Origin of the sequence: Kitasatospora sp. MAA19 (assembly GCF_029894125.1) — a bacterium.
Lineage (GTDB): Bacteria > Actinomycetota > Actinomycetes > Streptomycetales > Streptomycetaceae > Kitasatospora.
This window is the reverse complement of record NZ_JARXYZ010000001.1, coordinates 224678-248337: the sequence shown is the minus strand read 5'-3', so window position 1 is coordinate 248337 and position 23660 is coordinate 224678. Positions and strand designations below refer to the sequence as shown.

General features: G+C 73.7%; 19 protein-coding genes, 1 tRNA gene and 1 riboswitch. Of the genes, 13 read left to right on the top strand and 7 right to left on the bottom strand.

Annotated elements, in window-relative coordinates:
- Positions 1–22 precede the first annotated feature (22 nt).
- The 6 genes from P3T27_RS01105 (at position 23) to P3T27_RS01080 (ending at position 6055) form a co-directional block, all read left to right on the top strand.
- Entirely contained in the window at positions 23–436 is a 414-nt protein-coding gene (locus P3T27_RS01105; protein ID WP_280673671.1) for a hypothetical protein, read from the top strand.
- Between the two features lie 65 nt (positions 437–501).
- Positions 502–1386 carry an NAD(P)-dependent oxidoreductase gene (locus P3T27_RS01100; protein WP_280673669.1) on the top strand — a complete coding sequence of 295 codons (885 nt, stop codon included), beginning with the start codon at positions 502–504 and terminating at the stop codon, positions 1384–1386.
- Between the two features lie 108 nt (positions 1387–1494).
- A complete protein-coding gene (locus tag P3T27_RS01095) occupies positions 1495–2073 on the top strand; it encodes an NAD(P)H-dependent oxidoreductase (RefSeq protein ID WP_280673667.1) in 579 nt (192 codons plus the stop codon).
- Positions 2074–2502: 429 nt separating this feature from the next.
- A complete protein-coding gene (locus tag P3T27_RS01090; RefSeq protein WP_280673665.1) occupies positions 2503–3699 on the top strand; it encodes an LPXTG cell wall anchor domain-containing protein in 1197 nt (398 codons plus the stop codon).
- A gap of 281 nt (positions 3700–3980) precedes the next feature.
- Positions 3981–5141, top strand: a complete 1161-nt coding sequence (locus P3T27_RS01085; RefSeq protein ID WP_280674096.1) for a hypothetical protein — start codon at positions 3981–3983, stop codon at positions 5139–5141.
- Positions 5142–5281: 140 nt separating this feature from the next.
- Positions 5282–6055 (top strand): MerR family transcriptional regulator, encoded by a 774-nt coding sequence (locus tag P3T27_RS01080; RefSeq protein ID WP_280673663.1) that lies wholly within the window; start codon positions 5282–5284, stop codon positions 6053–6055.
- A 50-nt stretch (positions 6056–6105) separates the two neighbouring features.
- On the opposite strand, the gene P3T27_RS01075 is transcribed toward P3T27_RS01080, so the two are convergent.
- Positions 6106–7164 carry a helix-turn-helix domain-containing protein gene (locus P3T27_RS01075; protein WP_280673661.1) on the bottom strand — a complete coding sequence of 353 codons (1059 nt, stop codon included), beginning with the start codon at positions 7162–7164 and terminating at the stop codon, positions 6106–6108.
- Positions 7165–7397: 233 nt separating this feature from the next.
- Between P3T27_RS01075 and P3T27_RS01070 the strand changes: the two genes are divergently transcribed.
- The 3 genes from P3T27_RS01070 (at position 7398) to P3T27_RS01060 (ending at position 11057) form a co-directional block, all read left to right on the top strand.
- Complete coding sequence (locus tag P3T27_RS01070) at positions 7398–8075, top strand: SigE family RNA polymerase sigma factor (protein WP_280673660.1); 678 nt, start codon at positions 7398–7400, stop codon at positions 8073–8075.
- Positions 8072–9538 (top strand): hypothetical protein, encoded by a 1467-nt coding sequence (locus tag P3T27_RS01065; RefSeq protein ID WP_280673659.1) that lies wholly within the window; start codon positions 8072–8074, stop codon positions 9536–9538. Before P3T27_RS01070 ends, P3T27_RS01065 begins: the two co-directional genes overlap by 4 nt.
- Before the next feature lie 262 nt (positions 9539–9800).
- Complete coding sequence (locus P3T27_RS01060; protein ID WP_280673658.1) at positions 9801–11057, top strand: hypothetical protein; 1257 nt, start codon at positions 9801–9803, stop codon at positions 11055–11057.
- Positions 11058–11125: 68 nt separating this feature from the next.
- Here the strand turns inward: P3T27_RS01060 and P3T27_RS01055 are convergent, their stop codons facing one another.
- Positions 11126–12625 carry an aminopeptidase P family protein gene (locus P3T27_RS01055; protein ID WP_280673656.1) on the bottom strand — a complete coding sequence of 500 codons (1500 nt, stop codon included), beginning with the start codon at positions 12623–12625 and terminating at the stop codon, positions 11126–11128.
- A 125-nt stretch (positions 12626–12750) separates the two neighbouring features.
- Positions 12751–14184, bottom strand: coding sequence for a PP2C family protein-serine/threonine phosphatase (locus tag P3T27_RS01050; protein WP_280673655.1), 1434 nt, complete (start codon positions 14182–14184; stop codon positions 12751–12753).
- A 616-nt stretch (positions 14185–14800) separates the two neighbouring features.
- Here P3T27_RS01050 and P3T27_RS01045 point away from each other — a divergent pair.
- Entirely contained in the window at positions 14801–15478 is a 678-nt protein-coding gene (locus P3T27_RS01045; RefSeq protein ID WP_280673654.1) for a bifunctional DNA primase/polymerase, read from the top strand.
- A gap of 267 nt (positions 15479–15745) precedes the next feature.
- On the opposite strand, the gene P3T27_RS01040 is transcribed toward P3T27_RS01045, so the two are convergent.
- The 4 genes from P3T27_RS01040 to P3T27_RS01025 form a co-directional block, all read right to left on the bottom strand.
- Positions 15746–16729 (bottom strand): DUF5926 family protein, encoded by a 984-nt coding sequence (locus tag P3T27_RS01040; RefSeq protein WP_280673653.1) that lies wholly within the window; start codon positions 16727–16729, stop codon positions 15746–15748.
- Positions 16730–16834: 105 nt separating this feature from the next.
- Complete coding sequence (locus P3T27_RS01035) at positions 16835–17377, bottom strand: ATP-binding protein (RefSeq protein ID WP_348534039.1); 543 nt, start codon at positions 17375–17377, stop codon at positions 16835–16837.
- A 317-nt stretch (positions 17378–17694) separates the two neighbouring features.
- The gene (locus tag P3T27_RS01030) at positions 17695–18519 is read right to left on the bottom strand and encodes a glycerophosphodiester phosphodiesterase family protein (RefSeq protein ID WP_280673651.1); all 825 of its coding nucleotides are present in this window, start codon (positions 18517–18519) and stop codon (positions 17695–17697) included.
- Positions 18520–18652: 133 nt separating this feature from the next.
- Complete coding sequence (locus P3T27_RS01025; RefSeq protein ID WP_280673650.1) at positions 18653–20083, bottom strand: cytosine permease; 1431 nt, start codon at positions 20081–20083, stop codon at positions 18653–18655.
- Positions 20076–20223: riboswitch (TPP riboswitch) on the bottom strand. (Overlaps the previous gene by 8 nt.)
- A gap of 247 nt (positions 20224–20470) precedes the next feature.
- Here P3T27_RS01025 and P3T27_RS01020 point away from each other — a divergent pair.
- The 3 genes from P3T27_RS01020 (at position 20471) to P3T27_RS01010 (ending at position 23487) form a co-directional block, all read left to right on the top strand.
- Positions 20471–22390, top strand: coding sequence for a trypsin-like peptidase domain-containing protein (locus tag P3T27_RS01020; protein ID WP_348534038.1), 1920 nt, complete (start codon positions 20471–20473; stop codon positions 22388–22390).
- 63 nt (positions 22391–22453) lie between these two features.
- Positions 22454–22541, top strand: a tRNA-Ser gene (locus P3T27_RS01015).
- A gap of 118 nt (positions 22542–22659) precedes the next feature.
- Complete coding sequence (locus P3T27_RS01010) at positions 22660–23487, top strand: MerR family transcriptional regulator (protein WP_280673649.1); 828 nt, start codon at positions 22660–22662, stop codon at positions 23485–23487.
- Positions 23488–23660 lie beyond the last annotated feature (173 nt).

Genomic DNA, 23660 nt, shown 5'->3' with positions numbered 1-23660 from the left:
GGTGCATGGCAGGCTTCCCGCTATGACGGCGTGGACCCTCAACGACATCGAACGTGCGATCCGCTCCTCCTGGGGTGTCGACACCTGTGCGCCCGAGGATCTGGCCCACTGGCGTCCCGACAACCCCGCCCGCGGTCAGTGCGGGGTGACGGCGATGGTGGTGCACGACCTGCTCGGCGGCGAGCTGATGATGGGCGAGGTGCACGTCGGCGGGATCCGGACGGACCTGCACTGGTGGAACCGCTTCGCCACCGGCTTCGAGATCGACCTCACCCGCGAGCAGTTCGGGCCGGACGAGCTGGTCAGCCCCGGTCGTCCGGTGGCCCGCCCGGCCCGCCCCGGCCGGCTCCAGGCCCAGTACGAGCTGCTGCGCCACCGGGTGGTCACCGAACTGGAGCGCGGCCGCGTCCGCCTGCCGGAGCGCGCCTGCGCGTGAACGCGGTCCGCCCGCACCTGACGTACAGTCGGCCGCAGATACGGTGACGGCGACGGGAGTGTGGGATGGCCGGGACGACGGTCGGCTTCGTGGGGCTGGGTGCGATGGGGCAGGGCATGGCCGGCAGCCTGCTGCGGGCCGGCCACACCGTCCGGGTCTGGAACCGCTCGCCCGAGCCGGTGGCCGTCATGGCGGCCCAGGGTGCCGAGGCGGCCGGCACGCTCGCCGAGGTGTTCGCCGCCGACACGGTGGTCTCCATGCTCGCCAACGACGAGGCGGTCGAGCGGCTGCTGCTCGACCCCGCCCTGCTCTCCGGCGCCGCCGCGACCCTGCACGTCAACATGGCCAGCGTCTCGGTCGGGCTCGCCGAGCGCGCCGAGGCGGTGTACGCCGAGCACGGCATCGGCTACCTGGCCGCACCCGTGCTCGGCCGGCCCCCGGTCGCGGCGGCCGGCCGGTTGAACATCCTGGCCGCGGGCGCGCCGGAGCTGCTGGCCCGGGCGGAGCCGCTGTTCGCCGCGATGGGGGAGCGCACCTGGCACTTCGGGGCGAGCCCGCGGCAGGCCAACACCGCCAAGATCAGCACCAACTTCCTGCTGGCCTGCGCGATCGAGTCGATGGCGGAGGCGTGCAGCCTGGCCGAGGCCCACGGCGTCCGGCCGACCGACCTGGTCGAGATGCTCGCCGGCACGCTGTTCCCCGGGCCGGTCTACTCCGGGTACGGCGCGATGGTCGCCGAACGCCGCTACGAGCCGGCCGGGTTCAGGCTGCCGCTGGGCCTCAAGGACGTCGGCCTCGCCCTGGAGGCCGGGGCCGCGCGGAACGTCCCGCTGCCGTTCGGCGGCATCCTGCGGGACGCCTTCCTGGACGCGCTGGCCCACGGCGACGCCGACAAGGACTGGGCGGCCGTCGCGGCCGTCGCCCGCCGCCGGGCCGGCCTGCCCGACTAGCGCTTGGGCCCCTCCGGCCCAAGCGGACTCCGGGGCCCCGGCCCGGAATAACCGGGGCGCACGGCGTGCTCGCACCTCCGATCGCACCACCAGACCGGGGGAGTACCGATGGCCGATCAGCACGCCGGCGCCGACGCGCCGCGCAGCTTCCTGTTCCTCAACGCCAGTTCACGCGCCGACGGCAACTCCGAGCAGCTCGCCCGGCTGGCCGCCGGGGCGAGCCTGCCGGCCGGGGCGCAGCAGCGCTGGCTGCGGCTGCGCGAGCACCCGCTGCCGCCCTTCGAGGATCTGCGGCACACCGGGGACGGCCGCTACCCCGAGCCGGTCGGCCACGAACGGACGCTGCTGGAGGCCACGTTGGCGGCCACCGACCTGGTCTTCGTCGCACCGCTGTACTGGTACTCGCTGCCGACCAGCGCGAAGCTCTACCTCGACCACTGGTCGGCCTGGCTCCGGCTGCCCGGGGCGGACTTCCGCGCCCGGATGCGCGGCGGCACGATCTGGGGTGTCACCGCCCTCGCCACCGAGGTCGACAAGGCCGAGCCGCTGATCGGTACGCTCCGGCTGACGGCCGAGTACCTGGGGATGCGGTGGGGCGGCGCGCTGCTCGGCAACGGCACCCGTCCGGGGGACGTGCTGCGCGACGAGCGGGCGCTGATCGCCGCCAAGTCCTTCTTCACGGACTGAGCGCGCGCTTCGTCGCGGTCCGAGCACGAGAACCCGGACTGAGCGCGCGCTTCGTCGCGGTCCGAGCACGAGAACACTCCGACCGGCGTGCACGGGATGTTCAGGCGGTCGACCGCAGGGCGTTCGCCGGACGTTCACACGACCGATCGCTTCCAGCCATGCCGGGCCCGTGCGATACGGTCGTCCGGGCGTGTACCCGTCACTCTCCGGTCATCTTTCGGTAAAGAGCAAAAGCCTTATCGACGGACGGAGTTGGACGATTCGGGCACCCCTGTCCCATGAGCGGACCGTCGTGTGACACCCGCCTTCCGGAGTGGCCGGATCTTTCGGTAATCTCCGTCGGACTTTCAAGCTTCGCGGGGGTTCACGGCGTCCACGGCCGCCCCACCGCGCCCCGGGCCTCGCCCGGACTCTTCCGTGAGGTCTCCCTTGTCCATACGTCGCAGTCTTGCCCTTGCCGGCGCCGCCGCGCTCACGTCCTCGCTCGTGCTGTCCGGCGCCCAGGGCGCCATGGCCGTCGGCACCACCGGCGCTCCGTCCGCCGCCGCCCAGCAGGCCGGGAAGGGCTCCCACCAGAGCCTCGACCTCTCGGTGAACGGGGTGCCCGGCACCTTCATCGCGGGCGGCGACGCCCGCGACTTCACCTTCAAGGTCGACAACTCGACGAACCACGACTTCATCTTCCTGCCGCTGCTCAAGTTCAAGAACAAGGCCGACTCGCTCAGGGCGAAGGACCTCAAGGTCCAGTACCAGCTGCCGGGCGGCCAGTGGCAGACCGGCTCGGTCGCCCCCGACGGCAGCGAGGACGAGGACAAGTCCGTCCTCACCCTGCTCGGCGCCCTCGGCCCGGACGGCAACCCCACCGGCGACGACCTGCTCGTCGTGAACCGCGGCAAGAGCTTCTCGATCAAGGTCCGGGTCTCCTTCACCTCGGAGGCACCGCTCGGCCGGGCGGGCGTCGTCCCGGTGGTGTTCTCCGCCGAGCTCGACGACGAGACCCATGAGCCGGTCGACCAGGGCCGCCTCAGCTGCGACGGCGTCCGCGGCGCGGGCTTCGTGATCAAGGCCGGCGGTGGCGGCAAGCCGAGCCCGACCGTCAGCCCGACCCACACCGGCAAGCCCAGCCCGACCGCGAGCACCTCGCCCACGGCCAGCCACTCGCCGACGGCCTCCACCTCGCCCACGGCCAGCCACTCGCCGACCGCGAGCACCTCGCCCAGCGCGAGCACCTCGCCGACGGCCACCGCCACCGCGACGGCCACCACCACCCCGAGCACCGGGCCGACCACGCCGTCGACCTCGGCCCCGGCGACCACCCCGGCCACCGGCGCGCCGTCCGCCTCCGCCTCCGCCTCGACCGCCGCCCCGGCCCCGGGCGACGGCAACGGCGACACGGCCGGCCCGATCGACTTCCCGGTGGCCGTCCCGACCCTCCCCACCCCGCCGCTCACCCCGGCCGTGGTGGCCAAGGCCAAGGCCGCCGCCGACAGCGGCGACAAGGCCCTGGCCCAGACCGGTGGCGGTGACGACACCACCGCCATCGCCGCCGCCGGCGGCGCCGTGCTGCTGGCCGGTGTCGGCACCCTCGTGGTGCTGCGCCGCCGCAAGTCGGCCCAGCAGGGCTGATCGCGGCCTATGGCTTGTCTCACAATTCCCGCCGCGCGCTGATGTGACGCGAATTGTCGGACAAGCCCTGCCGCCACACCGAGGCGGTACTGCCTGAATGCCGTCCGCGTCGCCCGGCCGTCCGTCCCACGGACCTCCGGGCGGCGCGGACGGTACACCTCCGTCACATAGGATGTCCGGCCGGAGGGGGGCGGAACCGGCGGGGAGAGGGACAGGTGCGGGAATCACGCACGGCACGGGCTGCCACCGACTACGAGGCGGCGACCGGGCGGATCGCGGGACTGCCGCTGCGCAGACACCACGTTCTGCTGGTCGTCTGGACGGTGCTCTGGTTCTTCCTGGTCGAGCCCAGCGGCGGCTTCTCCTGGCACTACCTGCGCCAGGGCGAGCAGCTGCTCTTCAGCGGCCAGCCGGACGGCGGGCTGGCGATCTACGCCCACCATCCGGAGCTGCAGATCGGCCCGGTCAGCCTGGCCGCGGCCAGGCTCACCGCCCCGTTCTCGCCGCACGTCGGCCAGCTGATCGCCGAGGCGGCGATGTCCGGGCTCGGCCTGGTGATGCTGGTCCTGATCGGCAGGACCGCCGCCCTGTACTACCTGGGCACCGGCATCAACCACCGCCGGCTCCAGCAGCGCCTGCTGATCGCCGGGCTGGCGTTCATCCCGATGTGGGTCGAGGTCTCGGTCCGCTTCGCGCACCTGGACGACGTCCTGGCGCTGTTCTTCACCACCCTCGCCGCGCACGCCCTCGCCCGCGGCAAGCCCACCATGGTCGGCGTCTACCTGGCGCTGGCGGTCGACTCCAAGCCCTGGGCGATCGCCTTCGCCCCGCTGATCCTGGCGCTTCCCAGGCCCGCCTGGCTGCGCACCGCGATCTGGTTCGTCGGGCTGGTGGCGATCGCCTGGCTGCCGTTCTACCTGGGCAACCTGGACACCCTGGCCGCGGCCAAGTTCACCATCCCGAACCAGCCGGCCTCCGCACTGCGCTGGTTCGGGGTCACCGACCCGGCCACCCCCTGGTGGGACCGCCCGACCCAGTTCGCCCTCGGCCTCGGCCTCGGCACCGTCGCCGTCTGGCGCGGCCGCTGGCCGGCCGTGGTGCTGCTCGGCGCGGACGCCCGGATCCTGCTCGACCCGAGCGTCTACACCTACTACACCGCCTCGATCCTGCTCGGCACCCTGCTCTGGGACGCGGTCGGGCAGAAGCGGCTCGTCCCGTGGTGGAGCTGGATAGCGCTGGCCGCGCTGTACGGCGGGACGCTGTTCATCCCGTCCGACTCGGCCCGCGGCCTCGTCCGGCTGGCCTTCGTCGTGGTCTCCGCCGCGTACGTGCTGTTCTGGCCCACCCAGCAGACCCGCCGCCCGCGGCCCCCGGCGGACGGTGAGGGGCGGCGCCGCTCCTCGCGGCGGCGCGAGCGCGTCCTGGCCGGCACCGGGGCCTGACCCGTCCGGGCCCGACCGCCGGAGGCCCGACCGGCCGGGCCCGGCCTCCGAGGCGGCCCCGGCCGACCGTGCGACGACGGCTTGACCCTCACGCGGCGTGAGAGCGGAGGGTGGTGGTCAGCACGAAGGAGGAACACCGGATGAGCAGCGAGGGCTACTCGGTCGGTGCCGTGGCCAAGATCGCCAAGGTGACCGTCCGCACCCTGCACCACTACGACGAGATCGGCCTGCTGTCCCCCGCGGGCCGCACCCGGGCCGGCTACCGCCGGTACGTGGACGCCGACCTCGACCGGCTGCAGCAGATCCTGTTCTACCGCGAACTCGGGTTCCCCCTGGAAGGGATCGCGGCGATCCTGGACGACGACTCGGTCAGCCCGAGCGAGCACCTCCGGCGGCAGCACGCGCTGCTGACCGACCGGATCAGGCACCTCCAGGACCTCGCCACGGCCGTCGAACACGCCATGGAGGCACGCAGGATGGGCATTCAGCTGACCCCGGAAGAGAAGTTCGAGATCTTCGGCGAGGGCTACCAGGAGGAATGGGAGCAGGAGGCCGAGCAGCGCTGGGGCACCACCGAGGCCTGGGCCCAGTCGCAGCGCCGCACCGGCGGCTACGGCAAGGCCGACTGGCAGCGGATCCAGGCCGAGATGACCGACCTCAACACCCGCCTGGTGGAGGCGCTCACCGCCGGCGAGCCCGCCGACGGGGCCGCCGCCATGGACCTCGCCGAGGCGCACCGGCAGCACATCTGCCAGAACTTCTACGACTGCACGTTCACCATCCACCGCGGCCTGGCCGGACTGTACGTCTCCGACCCGCGGTGGACCACCACCTACGAGAACCTCGCCCCGGGCCTCGCGCAGTGGCTGCACGACGCCATCCTCGCCAACGCGGACCGGCACGAGAACGCGTAGCCGGGGTACGGGGCCGCGCAGGCCGGGCACGGAGCCGCGTGGTCGGGGGGCTACGCGACCCCGCGTCCGAAGGAGCGCCGGTAGGCGGTCGGGGAGGTGCGCATCACCCGGCCGAAGTGGTGGCGGAAGGTCGCGGCGCTCTCGAAGCCGACCGCCGCGGCGATCTCCTCCACCGTCCCCTCCGGGGACTCCAGCAGCGGCAGGCTGGCCGCGATGCGCTGGGTGACGACCCAGCGCATCGGGCTGGTGCCGTTGCGGGCGGTGAAGTGCCGCAGGTACGAGCGGTCCGACATCCGGGCGGCGCGGGCCAGCAGCGAGATGGTCAGCGGGGAGGCCAGATGGTCCATCGCCCACCGCATGCTGCGGGCGACCCCGTCGTCCTCCTCCTCGACCGGGCGGATCGCCGCCTCGATGAACTGGGCCTGCCCGCCGTCCCGGTGCGGCGGCACCACGAAGCGGCGGGCCACGCTGTTGGCGACCTTGGCGCCGTGGTCCCGACGGACCAGGTGCAGGCAGAGGTCGATCCCGGCGGCGCTGCCCGCGCTGGTGAGCACGTCGCCGTTGTCCACGTACAGCACGTCCGGGGTGACCCGCACGTCCGGGTGGCGCTGCTGGAGCAGGTCGGCGTACCGCCAGTGGGTGGTCGCCTCGCGTCCGTCGAGCAGCCCGGCGGCGGCCAGGGCGAAGGCGCCCGAGCAGATCGAGACGATCCGGGCGCCGCGCTCGTGCGCCGTCCGCAGCGCCGTGACCAGCCCGGCGGAGACCTCGCCGCTGAACGCGTTCGCCACCCCGGGGACCACCACGGTGTCGGCCGCGGCCAGGTCGTCCAGCCCGTGCCGGGCGGTCAGCGTGAACCCGCCCACCGCGTCCAGCGCCGTCCCGGGCCGGTCGGCGCACACCTTCAGTCCGTACCAGGGTGCGGCCAGCAGCCCGCCCAGCTCGGGCCGGGCCAGCCCGAACACCTCCACCACCACGCCGAGTTCGAAGGGCGCCATGCCCTCGAAGGCGTACACCGCGACGTCGTGCACCGGTTCCGGGCGCCGGCCGATGGTGACGGCCACCGGGCCCGACCCGGTGGCGACCGGGCCCTCGACGTGCTGTTCGGCCATACGGACCCCCTGCTGACAAGTGGCGGGATGGCGGTGAGTGTAGCCGTTCCGGCCAGTCGGAAATCCCTGCGCAGTCGCCTGCAACCTCAGCCCGGCCCGGACGTCCATCGATAGGGGGTGACGGTTGCCGGGGCAGGGGGCGCTGGCAGGATTCCCTCGATCACGAACTGACAGGTGTCCTGACGGGCGCTCGCGGAGCCGCGCGCACCGTCCTGGGGGAAAGCAGAACGTACATGTCCATGGCCATCGGGCCGATCGCCGTTCCAACGAGGGGGCGCGGCTTCTCCGTCCGCGGACTGGTCGGGTTGCTGTTCGGCGCGCAGGAGGCCGGTGCGGAACCCGCCGGTCCGAGCGGTGAGCAGACGGCGGCGCAGCGGCGCTCCGGCTTCCGGCTGCTGCGCGGCGGACGCAAGCCCGTCGAGGACCGGCCCACCCTGACCGACCTCTACCACGCCCACCGGTTGGGCCTGGTCCGGATGGCGGTGCTCCTGGTCGACCATCAGGACCTCGCCGAAGACGTCGTGCAGGAGGCCTTCACCCAGCTCTACCAGCGGTACGGCGAGGAGCTGGACGACCTGGACAACGCGCTCGGATACCTGCGCACCTCGGTGGTCAACGGCGCCCGCTCGATGCTGCGCCGCCGCAAGACCGCCCGCGAGTACGTGCCGCCGCACGAGCCCGACGCCGCCTCCGCGGAGGACCACGCGGTGCTCAACGACGAGCACCGGCGGGTGCTCGTGGCCATGCAGGAGCTGACTACCCGCCAGCGTGAGGTGCTGGTGCTGCGCTACTGGTCCGACCTGTCGGAGGCGCAGATAGCCGAGACCCTGGGGCTGTCCCGGGGTGCCGTGAAGTCCACCGCCAGCCGGGCCCTGGACGCCTTGGAAAAGCATCTGGAGAAGGTTCGATGACCGACAAGCTTCCCGGCCGAAAGAGCGGAGGCCGGGACGGTGACGGGCCGGCCGAGACACCGACCGAACGGCTGCTGCGCGAGGCGATGAACGCCCGCGCCTCGCTGATCACCGCACACGACCTGCGCCCGGCGGAGCCGCCGAACCGCCGGGTGCGCCGATTGCGCCCGGTGTACCTGACGGCCGTGCCGATCTTCGCCCTGGCCGCCTCCCTGGCGATCGGCCTGCTCACCTTCCACGGCGATCCGGTGGCCCGGCAGGACGTCCCCCCGCCGGCCGCCACCCTGTCGACCTCGCCGAGCCCGACCGCCGAGCCGACCGCCACCCCCACTCCGACCCCGCCGCCGGCCGCCACCCCGACGGACACCGGCACCCCCTCGGCGCCGTCCCAGACCGAGGTGCCGCTCGCCGACAACACCCCGACCCCGAGCGGGCCGCCGAGCTCGCCACCCACCTCGTCGGTGGCGACGCCGTACACCTTCCGCGGCGTCAGGTTCAAGGTCCCGGCCGGCTGGTCGGTGGTGCCGCCGAAGTCGACGGACGACCGGGTCTGCATCCTGAGCCCGGGCGCGTCGGCGGGCGCCCAAGGTGACTGGACCCCGCAGGCCTGCGAGCCGTACGGCGTCTGGATCGTCGCCTACAACACCGCCGACGAGGTCAAGAACGCGCTCTGGCCGACGATGAACGACCTGGACTCGGACGGAGGTTGGAGCCGCCAGGCCGACTGCCCGGTCTGGGGCCACCCCTACGTCCCCACCGGCCCCTACGCGAAGGTCGGCACGCCGGTCCGGACCAGGGACATCGTGGCCGGCCGGCCGATCGCCAAGACCCAGTGGCAGGTCACCTGCAAGCCGGGCGACGACTTCACCGGCCAGATGTGGGGGCTGAAGGACGACCAGGTGTTCATCGTGGCGAACGGCCTCAAGTCCGACTACCAGGCGGGCCTGGTGTCGATCCTCGACACCCTCGACCTCAGTGGTCGCCAGGCGCCGCTCACCTCGTCGAACGGCAATGACGTCGCCATCACGCTGGACGGCCTCGGCGTCGGCCAGCAGGTGTCCGCGAAGGGCACCCCGGTCGCCTTCTCGGTGACGTACAAGAACACCAGCCAGACCTCGTACGCACTGGTCCAGCCGCTGGTCTACACCGAGGCCTACGCGGGGACGCCGCAGAACCAGACAATCCCTATGAACGCCGGAAAGCTGGAGCGCCAGGACGGCGACGCCTGGGTCCCGCTGCCGCTCTCGCCCGGCGGCGGCACGGACTACGCGATGCAGGGCAAGGCGGCCTCCTTCCCGCTGGCACCGGGCACGAGCCGGACGGTGAAGTACCGGATGGCGCTCGACGCCGCCGACGGCGCCGGAGTGATGCCGGTGACGGCCCGGGCGACGCTGCCGTACGACGGCACCACGAGCCTGACCGTGATCGGGGAGAAGAGCGTGCCGGTGCGCGTCGTGAAGTAGCGCGCGACGTGCCGTCGTTGAGGCGCCGTGAGCAGGGGAGGCCCTGCTCACGGCGCCTTTCGGCGTTCCGGGCCGACGTCGCGGGAAAACGTCTGGATCCACCTGCAACCCCTCGGGGGGATGCGCGTCTATCAGGGTGAGAGGCGGGGAGGGCGAGCCGGCAGGGGCCGGAGCTCGGGCCGGCTTCTCGGGGCGCGAGGAACGCGCCGCCTCTTCGATCACACCATCACGCCATCGCTCTGTCCTCTGGGGGGACTGTCACATGAACGCGTCCGTTATCGCCCGTATTGTGAAGATTGTTCCGCTGGCCGTCGTCGCCGCCGTCGGTGTCGCCGCCTGCGGTTCGCCGGAGACCGGCGCGCTGGCCGCCCCGACCGCCGTCCGCTCCGCCGCGAGCGTGCCGGCCCCGGCCCCCGCGGTCTCCGCGTCTCAGACCCCGGTCGCCACCCCGTCGGCCGACCCGTCCACGGCGTCGACCGCAGCGCCCGCGCCCACCGCCGAGACGCCGGCCGCCAGTGTCGAGGTCCCCGCCGTCGCGGCCGCCAAGGCCAAGGCCGCGTCGAAGACCGCTGCCAACCCCGCCGCCAAGACGGAGCCCAAGCCCGCCACCAACCCCGCCGCCACGACGGAGCCCAAGCCGGCCGCCAAGCCCGCCCCCGTCGCGGCCGGCGGCGTCGGGATCACCTTCAACGGCCTCGGCGAGGGCCAGAGCGTCGAGGTGGGCGACCTGGTGTCGTTCTCGGTGACCTGGAAGAACAACGACGCCTCGGGCAGCCGCGCGGTGGCGCCGGTGGTGGCGACCCGACAGTTCGAGGGCGCGCCGTGCCAGGTGGTGCTCGCCATGGCGCAGGGCACCCTGGAGCGCAAGGACGCCTCGGGCTGGAAGAGCCTGCCCTCGCTCAGCCAGGGCGGCGGCATGGACTACGCCGGTACCGGCAACGACGCCGCCTTCACACTGGGCGCGGGCGAGAGCCGGACGGTCGAGTACCGGATGCGGCTGGACGCGGCCAACCACCCGGGCCGGCTGGCGATCGAGGCGGACGCCCCGGTGCCGTTCGTCACGTCCTTCCGGGACATGGCCCGGGGCGTGCTGAACGTGGCGGTCGTCGACCACCACCGCCCGGTGGTGACCTCGGTGTCCACCCCGACCGCGATGGTCGTCGGCCGGACCCCGACCGAGTTCACCTTCAAGGTCTCGTCGCCGGACGGCGCCGCCGGTCTGCGCCCGGTGGTCGTGCTGGCCTCGCCCGGCAGCGACCGGGTGAACCCGGAGGACGTGACCATCGAGGCCAAGGTCGGGGACGAGTGGAAGTCCTTCGAGCTGGACCAGGACTGCGAGGGCCGGTACCGGGTGGCCCCGTCCCAGCTGGTCGGCGTGATGACGGGCGCGCCGGTCTCGTACACCTTCCGGGTCGGGATGGCGAAGCCGTGGCAGGGCGGCCCGCTGGAGCTCCGGGTGGGCGCCGGGTCGGACGGCCACTACGGCGACACCGTGACGGTCCGGCCCGACGTCCGCTGATCCCGCGGACGCCCGAGGGCCCGGCCCCCACTGCGGGGAGCCGGGCCCTCGGCGCGCGGGCCGGAGGCTCAGGCGAGCGAGGCCATCCACTCCTCGACGTCCGCGGAGCGGCGCGGCAGGCCGGCCGAGAGGTTCTCGTTGCCGTCGGCGGTGACCAGGATGTCGTCCTCGATCCGGACGCCCACGCCCCGGTACTCGGCGGGCACCGTCAGGTCGTCCTGCTGGAAGTACAGGCCGGGCTCGACGGTGAGGACCATGCCGGGCACCAGCAGGGCGTCGACGTGCTCCTCGCGGCGCGAGTGGGCGCAGTCGTGGACGTCCAGGCCGAGCATGTGGCCGGTGCCGTGCAGGGTCCAGCGGCGCTGCAGGCCCAGCTCCAGGACCTTCTCGACGTCGTACAGCGAGCCGTCCAGCAGGCCCCAGGCGAGCAGGTGCTCGGCGAGCACGCGCTGCGAGGCGTCGTGGAAGTCGCGGAACCGGGCGCCGGGCTTCACCGCGGCGATGCCCGCCTCCTGGGCCTCGTACACGGCGTCGTAGATCCTGCGCTGCAGGTCGTCGAAGCGGCCGCCGATCGGCAGGGTGCGGGTGACGTCGGCGGTGTAGAGGGTGGTGGTCTCCACACCGGCGTCCAGCAGCAGCAGCTCGCCGGGGCGCACGTCGCCGTCGTTGCGGACCCAGTGCAGGGTGGTGGCGTGCGGGCCGGCGGCGGCGATGGTGCCGTAGCCGACGTCGTTGCCCTCGACCCGGGCGCGGCGCCAGAAGGTGCCCTCGATCCAGCGCTCCGAGGTGGCGACGGCCTGGCCGAGCTCACGGACCACGTCGGTGAAGCCCTTGACGGTGGCGTCGCAGGCGGCGCGCAGCTCGCCGATCTCCCACTCGTCCTTGACCAGCCGCAGGCCGCTCAGGAACTCCGTGAACTCGGCGTCCCGGTCGGCGTCCAGCGCGTCGGCCAGCGCCTTCTCCAGGCCGGCGTCGTAGCCGCGGACGATCCGGGTGGGCGCGGCGGAGTCCTTGGCGCGCTCGGCCAGCTCCTCGGCGGCCTTGCGGACGTCGCGCACCGGCAGGCCGAGCAGCTGCTCCTGCTCGGTCAGGCTGTGCCGGCGGCCGACCCACAGCTCGCCGTAGCCGTCCAGCCAGAACTCGCCGTTCTCGCGGTCGGAGCGCGGCAGCAGGTAGAGGGCGAACGCGTGGCCGGTGTCGCCGGTGGGCTCGGCGACCAGCACGGCGTCCTCGGTCTGGTCACCGGTGAGGTGCACGTACTCGCTGGCGGCGCGGAAGCTGTAGTCGGTGTCGTTGGAGCGCACCCGCAGGTTGCCGGCCGGGACGACCAGCCGCTCGCCGGGGTAGGCGGCGGACAGCCGGGCGCGGCGCTCGGCCGCGTACGGGGCCTGGGCGACCGGGGTGAGGCCGTGCAGTTCGGTGTCCGCCCAGCCGGTCTTCATCGAAGCGGCCAGCTCGTCGGAGATCTCGGCGTACAGGCCGTTCTTGCGGCCCTTGAACTGCTGCGGCTCCTCGCCGCCGGCGGACTCGGGGTTCTCGGCCACTGCGGGCGTGCGGTCCTCGGTCACGGGTAACGCCTCCTTGGGGGTGGTACCGGCCGCCCCTCGGGGGAGTGCCGGATCGCGACACGCGCGGGCGGCCGTGCGTCCATGGTACGGACGCCCGGCCGCTCGCCCTTTCGGGGTCGGGACGGCTATTCGAACCGGGCCGCCAGCAGCATCAGGTCGTCGGTGGCCGGTCCGGCCTCCGGGACGGGGCAGACGGCCAGCAGGTGGGCGCAGAGCCGGTCCGGGTCGATCCGCACGTCGCGCGGGGCGTCGGCGGCGGCCCGGCGCAGGTTGGCCTGGCCGGCGTGCAGGGTCGGGCCGCAGCGGCGGGCCAGGCCCTCGGTGTAGAGCAGCAGGGTGTCCCCGCGCTCGGCGGTGAGCTCGACGCCGGGGGCCTCCCAGCAGGTCAGCATGCCGAGCGGGGCGGAGAGCGAGGTCTCCACGAACTCGGCGCCGTGCCGGCTGACCAGGACGGGCGGGCAGTGCCCGGCGCCGGCCAGGGTGATCCGGCGCTCCCCGGGTTCCACCCAGGCGTAGACGGCGGTGGCGGTGCGGGCCGGCTCGGTGGTCTTGAGCAGCAGCTCCAGGTCGCCGAGGACGGAGACCGGGTCCTCGCCCTCCAGGACGGCGTACGCCCGCAGCGCGGCCCGGACCCGTCCCATCGCGGCGGCCGCGCCGGGAGCGGAGCAGGGGCCCGCACCGGGGCCGTCGCCGGAGACGGAGCCGACGGTGAGGCCGACGGTGCCGTCGGGCAGCGGGATGGCGTCGTACCAGTCGCTGCCGCAGGAGCGGTCCAGGCCGGCCGGGACGAGCCGGGCGGCCAGCCGCAGGCCGGCGGGCTGGGGGAGCCGGTCGGGCAGCAGGCCGCGGCGCAGCGCCTCGGTGGTGCGCTGGACCCGGTCCGCCTCCAGTTGCCTGGCGAGCATCGGGGCGGCGATCTCGCAGTAGCGGTGGGCGAGTTCGCGTTGGCGCTCGGTGGGTTCGGCGGGCTCGTCGTAGAACCAGAGGGCGGCGGCGAGCGGGCCGTCCTCCTCGGTGGCGAGCGGCAGGCCGTAGCAGCCGCCGAGGCCGAGGTGGGTGGCGAGTTCGCGCAGCCGGTCGCCGGTGGCCGGGTCCCCGGCGAGGTCGGGGGAGTGCAGCCGCTCGGGCCGGTCCTGCTCGCGCAGCAGCCGGGCGAGCAGGCTCTGGTCGGGCGGGACGGTCTCCAGCGCGCCGAGGCTGGCGCGGTCGAGGCCGAGGCCGACCGGCTGGCCGGGCCTTCCGCCCGGCACCCGGGTGACCAGGACGCCGCGGCGGGCGCCGAGCAGGGCGGCGCCGGAGGCGAGGACGGTGTCCAGGGTGGCGGCGAGGCTGCGGGCGCGGGCGAGCTGCTCGGTGTGCCGGTGCAGCTTGGTGAAATCGGACAGCCGTCCGGCCAAACGGTCCTGCATCCCGGCGGACGGTGCCGTGCGGAGGTCCGCCGCGCCGTCCTGCGCGTCGGTGGGGCCGGGGAAGCCCGGCGGGTCGAGGACGGTGAGCCCGCCGGCGCTGCCGGGCTCGCCCGGCTCGGAGGGTGTCGACGACGGGTGGGACTCGGTCATGCCGCCACTCCTGACGCGGTGCTTCGTGCCATGCGGAACCCCCAGGTACGGCCGAGGTGGAGCGAGTACGGCCAAAGGGCGCGTTTCGCCTCGATTCGCTACTACTCGTCATTGATCGACAGCAATGCCACCACTTCTACACAGGCCATTTGGGGCATGTCCAGATCCAGGACGATGCGGTGGCCGGTTCCACATCTCCACGACCCGGTCGGGGGGCGCGTACGGTTCGTGCGCGCGCCGGTCCGGCCGGGAGGCATGGAGCGGACCGGGAGCGGGCAGAACGGAGGGGACGGACCCGGCGGCCGTCCGGATCGTATGCCCGCGCCGCCCGGGGCCCGGGTCGGCCGGAAGTCTCTCACTCGTACGGTGGAACCAAGCGCGCCCGGGCGGCGTCCATCCGGTCGCATACGGGATTCTCGTTCCAGGGGCTGTTCCAGTGCGCGGCCCTTCTCATGTCGTGCTCCACACCGTGATCCACGCCGTCGCCGCGCCGCCCGCCATGCCGCCCGCCCTCCTTCGCGCCGCCGGGGCCGTGCCGCCGCGGGTCCGCGTGGCGGGAACCGACGGTGCCGGCGGGGCGGAGCGAACCGAGCGGTCAGGGAAAGGAACGAGCGCCATGCGTGAGAACCCGAAAGATCCGTGTCCGCCCGTCACCCACCACGGCCCCGCCCAGGAGGACGCCGCCCGGCACCGCCCGGACCGCCTCGCCGCGGCGCTGACGGCCGCCGTCGAGCACCGCTGGCCCGTGGTGCCGGGGACCGTGCTGCGTGGTGGCCACTGCTCCTGCGGGGACCAGGACTGCGCGGTGCCGGGCGGGCACCCGCACGACCCGTCGCTGCTGGCCGCCACCACGGACGCCCGGATGGTGCGCTGGTGGTGGGAGCGGCAGAGCCCGGACGCGCCGGTGCTGGCCGCCACCGGTTCCGTGCTCTCGGCGGTCAGCCTGCCCGCGGCGGCCGGCGCCCGCGCGCTGGTCCACCTGGGCGCACTGCGCCTGCCGCTCGGGCCGGTGGCGGCGATGCCGGGCCGGTACGCGCTGCTGGTGGCCCCGTACTCGCTGGACGCGCTCGGCGAGATGCTCTCCCAACTCCCTTGGGTACCGGGCTCGTTGCGCTACCACGGGCCGGGCGGCTTCCTGCCGCTGCCGCCCGGGGGCGCGGCCGGGCGGGTGCGCTGGGTGCTGCCCCCGCGCCCGGCCGCCGACGGCGGGGTGTGGCTGCCGCAGGTCGGGCCACTGCTGGGCGAGTTGGTGGAGGCGACGGTCCGACTGGACAGCGGTCGCTCGGCGTACTGACGCGGCGTACGGCTCGGCGTACCGGTCCGGCGCACTGATCCGCCGGGATCCGCCGGAGTCCGCTTCGGGGTCACCCCTGGTGACGCTCCCGGGCCGGGCGGAAAAACAAAAGATCCGGCCGCTGGCGACGGGGGATGCACCAGCGGCCGGACTCTTTAGACAGTAACAAGGATCCGCGCCCGCGCCAATTTCCAAGACCCCCTGCACGCCCGGAAATTGCGGCTTCACGGCGACAATGTGACGCGTATCACCCGGATCCCGTGCGCTTTAGTTCAAGGTGACCTGACGGTTCACCAGGTTCGCGCGGGCGCGCCGCTCCTCGGCGGTCAGCGGGGTCTCGTCGGCGAGCACGGCGGTCAGCCGCTCGGCGAACTCGGCGGCCGGCTTCTCGCAGTCGGTGGCGGTCATGGCGAGCGGGAGGTCCCAGACCGGGACGGTCAGGCCGTGCGCGCGGAACGAGCCGACCAGGCGGGTGTCCGGGCCGAGCGAGGACCGGTCGGCGGCGGTCAGCCGGGCCAGCGCGTCCAGCAGCCGCTCCTCGGGCACGGTCATCACCCAGCGCAGGTGGTTCTTGTCGGGGGTGCCGCACCAGTAGGCGGCGTCGACGCTGTCCAGCTTCTCGGTCGGGATGGCCGAGGCGTTGGCGCGCTCCAGGGAGGCGGCGACCTCGCCGGTGGCGGTCTCGGCGTCCTCCAGCCAGAACTCGAAGCCGGCGTGCACGGCGGGCGTGAACTCGGCGGTGACGTCCAGCAGGTCCTGCAGCCGGCGTCCGCCCGCCTCGGTCCGGCGGGACGGCACCGGGGTGCCCGGCTCGGTGGCCAGCGCCAGCTCCAGGGCGTCCGCGAGGTCGCGGCTGAGGTCGCCGGAGGCGGACTGGGTCTGCAGGCCGAGCAGGATCGAGCCGTCCTGGCGGCGCAGGGCCGGCCAGGCCAGCGGCAGCACGGTGGCCAGGGTCACCGACGGAACCTCGCCGTTGGCGCCCTCGGCCACCCCGGCGGCAAGCGTCAGCGGCACCGTGGCGGCGGGCACCAGCTCGCGCAGCGCCACCCAGTCGGCCTCGCCCGACAGGCCCTCGAACGGGCGGTGCACCAGCTCCTGCACCGCGTGCGAGGCCTCCCGGCCGTGGCAGGCCTTGTACCGGCGGCCCGAGCCGCAGGGGCAGTTCTCGCGGGCCCCGACCACGGGGATCTCACCCGTGACGGCGGTGGTGGACTGACGCTGCGGCGCCTTCTTGGCGGCCTTCTTGCCCATGGTGCGGCTCTCCCGGGAACGGTGGTCCTTTGCTCCGGGCAGCCTACTGACGTTCCCCCCTGCGCGCGGGCACGCGCCGGGCGGCCGGGCGGGGCGCGCGTCGGTTCAGGCGCTGCGGGCGTCACCACCGGTGCGCCGGGCGTGCCGGGCGCGGGCGGGCAGCGCCGCCCAGACCGTCACCTCGCCGGGCGCGTCGCGCACGCCCCAGTCACTGGCCAACTGGTCGACGATGCTCAGGCCGCGGCCGCCGCGCGAGGTCAGCGAGGGGCTGGCGGGCAGCGGCCGGGTGGTCGCGCCGCCGTCGGTGACCTCCAGGGTGAGCACGCCGTCGGCGTGCATCTGCCAGCGGACCAGTACGCCGTCGTCCGTTCCGCCGCCGGGTTCGTCGCGCTCCCGGCCGCCCGGCGCGGGGTGCGTCCCGGTGGGGACGCCGACCAGCAGCTGGTCCACCACCTCGGCCCGGGCGCTGCGGCCCAGGGCCCGCAGCGGGCCGAGCGGACGGGCGTACCGACAGGCGTTGCTCAACAGTTCGGAAAGGATCAATACGGCATCATCAATGACCGGTTCGGGTATCTCCCGGTCGCCAAGATCTCGACGCAGTCGGCGCCGTGCGACCCCGACACTCGCTGGGCCGTGCGGCACTGCCATGGTCGATGAAGTCGGCACTTCACGCGCCACCATCAACGCCACCCCCGGACCTCCTTCAGCGTATGCCGAGGGATGGATGCCCCTTGGTAATGCGTCGGAAACGACCACCGGACGATCCCGCGAGGACATTTCAAGCGAGGCGACCGAGGGTGGCCTCAGGTCATTCCCCGCTCACCCTCCGTCGCGCCGACGCATGCATTCCGGCAATAACGTGCCCGGAAGGTTTGACTGCCGACCAGAAGGAGTGGATGGCGTCCCGGGCTTTGCGGGTGACATTGCCGGTCCGGCGGCGGATCACCGCCCGAGCCGGCGGCGGATCACCGCCCGAGCTGCGCCAGCACCTCGGCGGGCCGGTTGGTGATGATCGCGGACACCCCGAGCTCCAGGCAGAGCTCCACGTCGGCCGGCTCGTCCACGGTCCACACGTGCACCTCGTGCCCCAGCTCGCGCAGTCGCGTCACCAGCTGTGGGCGGGCCCGCACCAGCTCGATGCCCGGACCGGCGATCCGCGCCCCGCCCGGCAGCGGGGAGCCCGGGCGCAGCCGGCCGAGCAGCGGCAGGGTCCGTTCGAACAGGAACACCCGCCGGTAGTCCGGCGCCCCGGCGGCCACCCGGTCCAGCGCCACCGAGGAGAAGCTCATGATCCGGGCCGCGGGGCGCTCGGCCTCCCGGGTCGCGCCGATCTTGAACCGTTCGAGCGTCCGCAGCAGTTCGGCCTCCACCCGGCCGCGGTAGCGCACCGGGTGCTTGGTCTCGATCGCCAGGTCCACCGGGCGGCCGCAGTCCACCACCAGCTCCAGCAGCCGCTCCAGCCGCAGCACGCCGCGCAGTTCGGGGTCGGTGCTGGGGCGGCCGGTCTTCCAGGCGCCGAAGTCGTACGCCTCCAGCTCGGCGAGCGTCATCGCCGAGACGGTGCCCTGCCCGTTGGAGACCCGGCCGATCCGGCGGTCGTGTACGCAGACCAGTTCGCCGTCGAGGGTCAGCCGGACGTCGCACTCGACCGCGTCCGCGCCCTCGTCGAGCGCGCGTCGGTACGCCGCCAGGGTGTGTTCGGGCAGGGCGTGCGAGGAACCGCGGTGGGCGATCACCTGGACGGCCGGCGCGGTGCGCGCCGCCGCCGAGGACGGGTCTGGGCTGGTCACAGGGCTCACGATAGGCGGCCGAAGTGACGCGGAGGCGAAGACGGCCCCAACCTGCGGGGCCGTCTTCGGTGTCGCTCGCCCGGTTCCGTCCGCGCGGTGTTGCTCGCGCGGTTCCGTCCGCGGTGCCGCTCGCTCAGCTCCGCGCCGTCCGGCGGGCCAGCGCGGTGAGCGCCCAGGTGGCCAGGGCCGGCACCAGGAAGGCGAACAGCGAGGCGGACGTCCACTCCTGCGGGGTGAAGTGCAGGGCGTGCTGGACGGAGGTCCAGAAGTCCGTCCACCAGCCGGCCACCGGGGTCGGCGCGATGAACTGGTAGACCGCGAAGCCCAGCACCCACGGCAGCACCATCAGCGGGCGCGACGGCGCGTCGGCGGAGAGGTTCCAGCCGTGCCGGCCGGCGCCGAAGAAGTAGTCCACCGCCAGCACCGCCAGCAGCGGCACGAAGACCGAGCCGATCAGGCCGAGGAAGTTGGTGTAGGTGTCGGTGAACTTGTCGATCTGCAGCGCCAGCACGGTGATCAGCAGCCCGATCCCGCCGGTCAGCACCCGGCGGTCCACCTTCGGCAGCAGGTTCTGCACCGACATCGCCGTCGAGTACACGTTGGCGAAGGACTGGTCGGTCTCGCGCAGCACCAGCACCAGCAGGAACAGCCAGCCGGCCCAGACGCCGAGGAAGGAGTCGAAGATCCGGTTCGGGTCGCCGTCGGACTGCAGCAGGGCCATCAGGCCGAGCACGTAGCACCAGACCTGGGCGATCGTGTAGCCGGAGAAGCTGCCCCAGAACGCCGAGCGCGGGGTGCGCGAGTGCCGGGTGTAGTCGGCGGCGAGCGGGACGAAGGAGATCGACACCGCGATCATCGCGTCGGTGGCGCCCAGGAAGCCGTGCCAGTTGCCGGCGCCCGGGTCGGGCACCCCCTGGCGGCCCAGCTGGACGGTGAAGTACACCATCGCGACGGCGACGGCACCGGCCACGAAGCGGCGCAGCACCGCGATCGAGCCCAGCGGCCAGATGGTCAGTGCGGTGGTCAGCGCGCCCGCCAGGACCACGAACAGCCAGCGGTAGCCGTCCGTGTGGGCGACGGTCTGCGCGCCCGCCGCGATCGTCAGCAGCTCGAACACGCCCCAGCCGACGCACTGGACGATGTTCAGCACCGTCGGGACGTACGACAGCCGGGTGCCGAACAGCCCGCGCAGGTTCGCCATCGCGGGCGCGCCGGTGCGGGCCCCGATCAGCGCGGCCACGCCGAGCATCGCGGTGCCGACCACGGTGCCGGCCACGATCGCGGTCACCGCGGCGGCCAGCGACAGCTCGCTGCCCTTGGCGCCGAGCACGGTGGCGGCGGTGGAGAAGCCGATCAGGCTGACGCCCAGGTTCATCCAGAGCGCGAAGTGGTCCCGGAAGCGCAGCGTGCGCGGCGGCTCGGTGTCCAGCACGAGCGGTGCCTCGGTACGCTCCGGGCGGTCCAGGACGGCGGTCGCCGCTCCGGCGGGGGCGCCCGTGGACGGATCGGGGAAACCCTTGGACGCGGACGCGTCCGAAGAAGAGGATGGCGAAGCAGGCGGCATGGCCGATACTCCCTACGCCGGCATTACCCGGACAGGTTCCGGCGGTCTGCGCCCCCTCGACGGTCCGCCCACGATCCCGTGGCGTACGGTCGACCAGCGCACTCTCAGCCTGGAAGGTCCAAGCTCCCGCGTGTCAGTTAGAGCGCCAGGCTAACCGGCACGGGGTTGAACGCCAAGGCCACGGGGTGTGCGGTCCGCATCGCGGGACGTCCGACGGAGGTGGGGGAGTCTCCGGCCGTCGGTGTCGGCCGTCGGCGCTGGTCGTCGGCGTTGACTGTCGGTGCCGGCTAAGGATTCTTATGAGTTCTTCAGAGGGGTCCTTACGGCAATCGAATCGACAGTGCGAAAAACTATGGTCCTTGGTTCTGTCAGCTATGGAGGTCGTCCGTGAGCACCGAGCGCGAGGTTGGGCCCACCGGGCCGCAGGGGGAGCAGCCCTCGGGCGGCCAGGCGGCGGCTGTTCCCGCTTCCGACGGCTCCGCCTCGGGCGGGCACCAGCCGACGATGGCCTTCGGCAGGGTTCCCGAGCCGGGAGCGGCCCCGTCGCAGGCGCCCGCCCCGGCCGAGGCCGAGGCGGCGTCGGCGGACGGCGGGCACCAGCCGACCATGGCGTTCAGCCGGGTCCCCGAGCCCGAGGCGGCGCCGGCCGGCGACGTACCGGCTGAGGGCGTACCGGCTGAGGCTGTTCCGGCCCAGGGCGGGCACCGGCCCACCGTGGCCTTCGGCAAGGTCCCCGCGCCGGAGGCGGCCCCGCAGGCCGCCCCCGCCGCCGAGGCACCCGCCGTCCCCGTCGACCCCGCCACCGGCTACATCGACGCGCCGCCGCCAGCCCTGCCGCCCGCCCCGCCGGCCGCGCCCGTGGCGCCCGCCGCGCCCGCCGCCGAGAGCCCGGCCCTGCCGCCGGTCGCCAACCCGTACGCCACCCCGGCCCACGGCGTCCCCGCCGCCGGCGCGCAGGACCCGTACGGCGCCCCGGCCGAGCCCGCACCGCACGACCCGTACGGCACCCCCGCCGCGCACCCCGCGCCCGCGCACCACCCGTTCGGCGCCGGCCAGCCGCTCGGCGGCTGGGGCGCCGCCCACGACGCCGCCGGCGGCGGCCCGGGCTATCCCGGCGGCCCGGCCGGTCCGCTCGGCTACCCGGCCGACTACCCCGGCGGCCCCGGCGGCCCCGGCGGCCCGCGCAAGAAGCGCGGCGGCCTGGTCGCCCTGATCGCCGCCGTCGCGCTGGTCGCCGGTGTGGCCGGCGGTGCGCTCGGCGTGGCCGTCGCGGACCGCAACGACAGCAGCACCAGTGCCGACGACCACCGCAGCACCACCGTCCAGGCCAGCAACACCCAGAAGAACGAGCCCGCCCCCGGCTCGATCGCCGGCATCGCGCAGAAGGCGCTGCCCAGCGTCGTCACCATCAAGGCGCAGGGCAACGGCGAGTCGGGCACCGGCACCGGCTTCGTCTTCGACACCGAGGGCCACATCCTCACCAACAACCACGTGGTCGCGCCGACCCTCAACGGCGGCAAACTGACCGTCAAGTTCGCCGACGGGACGTCCTACAACGCCTCGGTGCTGGGCCACGCCGAGGGCTACGACGTCGCCGTGGTCAAGATCGACAACCCGCCGAAGAGCAAGCTGGCCCCGCTTCCGCTGGCCGACTCCGACAAGGTCAACGTCGGCGACGCCACCGTCGCGATCGGCGCGCCGTACGGCCTGGAGTCCACCGTCACCAGCGGCATCGTCAGCGCCAAGGACCGTCCGGTCGCCTCCGGCGACGACACCGGTGGCCAGTCCTCGTACATGAACGCCCTGCAGACCGACGCCTCGATCAACCCCGGCAACTCCGGCGGCCCGCTGCTCGACTCCGGCGGCGCGGTGATCGGCATCAACTCGGCGATCCAGTCCAACGCCTCCGCCAACGGCCGGGCCGGCAGCATCGGCCTCGGCTTCGCCATCCCGATCAACCAGGCCAAGTGGGTCGCCGACACCCTGATCAAGACCGGCAAGCCGGTCTACGCCAAGCTCGACGTGCTGCGCAACGACGACTACAAGGGCGATGGCGCGCAGATCCAGACCCGCGACATCCAGGGCCAGCCGGCCGTCACCCCCGGCGGCGCCGCCGACAAGGCCGGCCTCAAGCCGGGCGACGTCATCACCAAGCTCGGCGGTGTGCCGATCGACAACGGCCCCGCCCTGGTCAGCCGGATCTGGACGCACAAGCCCGGCGAGATCGTCGACGTCGAGTACACCCGCAACGGTCAGCAGTTCACCACCAAGGTCACCCTCGGCCAGCGGGACGGCGACAACGGCTGATCCCCACCCGCGCGAAACGGTGTGCACCGAACCCCGCCGAACCCGTTAGGCTGGCCCCCGCCTGGAGAGCTGCCCGAGCGGCCTAAGGGAACAGTCTTGAAAACTGTCGTGGCGTGACCCGTCACCGTGGGTTCGAATCCCACGCTCTCCGCTGGTAGGGGAACCACCTGCTCAGGGCGGGTGCCGACATCGAGTCGGTACCCGCCCTCGGTGTTTGCGGCGGGCGGGGTTGACCCTGACACGGCGGCAGGGGGTGGAGTGGGGGCACCATGTTGAACATCGGAGACTTCGCCAGCCACGGCCGGGTGTCGGTGCGGATGCTGCGCCACTACGACGCGATCGGGCTGCTGCGGCCCGCCCGGGTGGACCCGGTCAGTGGGTACCGCTCCTACGAGGCGGCCCAACTCGCCCGGCTCAACCGGGTGATCGCGCTCAAGGAGCTCGGCTTCACGCTGCACCAGGTGCGGGCCGTGCTGGACGAGCAGGTGGACGCGGCCGAACTGCGCGGGATGCTGCGGCTGCGGCGGGCCCAACTCGCCGAGGCGATCGCGGCGGACGAGCAGCGGCTGGCCCGGGTGGAGGCGAGGCTCCGGACGATCGAGAGCGAGGGGACCATGTCCGCACACGATGTCGTGGTGAAGCGGGTGCCGTCCGTCCGGGTGGCCGAACTGACCGGGGTGGCCGCGAGTTACCAGCCCGAGGACATCGGGCCGGTGATCGGCCCGCTGTTCGCGCAGCTGTGCGGGCGGCTGGCCGAGGCCGGGATCGCCGAGACCGGCCCGTCCGTCGCCCGGTACGAGGAGGTGCCGGAGGGCGACGGCACGGTGCTGATCCGGGTGGCCGTCCCGGTCGGGCCGTCGGTGGAGCCGGGTCGGCACGACTTCGAGGTGCTCGACCTGCCGCCGATCGAGCAGGCGGCGACGATCGTGCACCGCGGCTCGATGGACGAGGCGATGGGGAGCTTCCAGGAGCTGGCCCGCTTCATCGACGCGAACGGCTACCGCTCGGTCGGCTACGCCCGGGAGCTCTACCTGGAGTGCCCGGACGACCCGGCGGGGTGGGTCACCGAGTTCCAGGAGCCGGTGGTCCGCCGGTAGTGCTGCCGACGCTGCTCTGCGCGCTCGCCACCGGCCTCGCCGGCCTGGTGGCCCCGGTCGCCCCTGCGCTGCGTCGGGCCTGACCGGGGGTGCCGGGGCCGCCGCCCCGCCCGCCGGGGGCCCACTTGCCCGGCCCCCGGCGGGCGGGCAGAGTGCGGTGGAGGCGGCGGGCG

Excerpts from the sequence above, each read along its gene's own strand:
- P3T27_RS01105 (WP_280673671.1), top strand. The coding sequence starts at position 23 with ATGACGGCGTGGACCCTCAACGACATCGAACGTGCGATCCGCTCCTCC.
- P3T27_RS01100 (WP_280673669.1), top strand. The coding sequence starts at position 502 with ATGGCCGGGACGACGGTCGGCTTCGTGGGGCTGGGTGCGATGGGGCAG.
- P3T27_RS01095 (WP_280673667.1), top strand. The coding sequence starts at position 1,495 with ATGGCCGATCAGCACGCCGGCGCCGACGCGCCGCGCAGCTTCCTGTTC.
- P3T27_RS01080 (WP_280673663.1), top strand. The coding sequence starts at position 5,282 with ATGAGCAGCGAGGGCTACTCGGTCGGTGCCGTGGCCAAGATCGCCAAG.
- P3T27_RS01075 (WP_280673661.1), bottom strand. The coding sequence starts at position 7,164 with ATGGCCGAACAGCACGTCGAGGGCCCGGTCGCCACCGGGTCGGGCCCG.
- P3T27_RS01070 (WP_280673660.1), top strand. The coding sequence starts at position 7,398 with ATGTCCATGGCCATCGGGCCGATCGCCGTTCCAACGAGGGGGCGCGGC.
- P3T27_RS01065 (WP_280673659.1), top strand. The coding sequence starts at position 8,072 with ATGACCGACAAGCTTCCCGGCCGAAAGAGCGGAGGCCGGGACGGTGAC.
- P3T27_RS01060 (WP_280673658.1), top strand. The coding sequence starts at position 9,801 with ATGAACGCGTCCGTTATCGCCCGTATTGTGAAGATTGTTCCGCTGGCC.
- P3T27_RS01050 (WP_280673655.1), bottom strand. The coding sequence starts at position 14,184 with ATGACCGAGTCCCACCCGTCGTCGACACCCTCCGAGCCGGGCGAGCCC.
- P3T27_RS01045 (WP_280673654.1), top strand. The coding sequence starts at position 14,801 with ATGCGTGAGAACCCGAAAGATCCGTGTCCGCCCGTCACCCACCACGGC.
- P3T27_RS01040 (WP_280673653.1), bottom strand. The coding sequence starts at position 16,729 with ATGGGCAAGAAGGCCGCCAAGAAGGCGCCGCAGCGTCAGTCCACCACC.
- P3T27_RS01035 (WP_348534039.1), bottom strand. The coding sequence starts at position 17,377 with ATGGCAGTGCCGCACGGCCCAGCGAGTGTCGGGGTCGCACGGCGCCGA.
- P3T27_RS01025 (WP_280673650.1), bottom strand. The coding sequence starts at position 20,083 with ATGCCGCCTGCTTCGCCATCCTCTTCTTCGGACGCGTCCGCGTCCAAG.
- P3T27_RS01010 (WP_280673649.1), top strand. The coding sequence starts at position 22,660 with ATGTTGAACATCGGAGACTTCGCCAGCCACGGCCGGGTGTCGGTGCGG.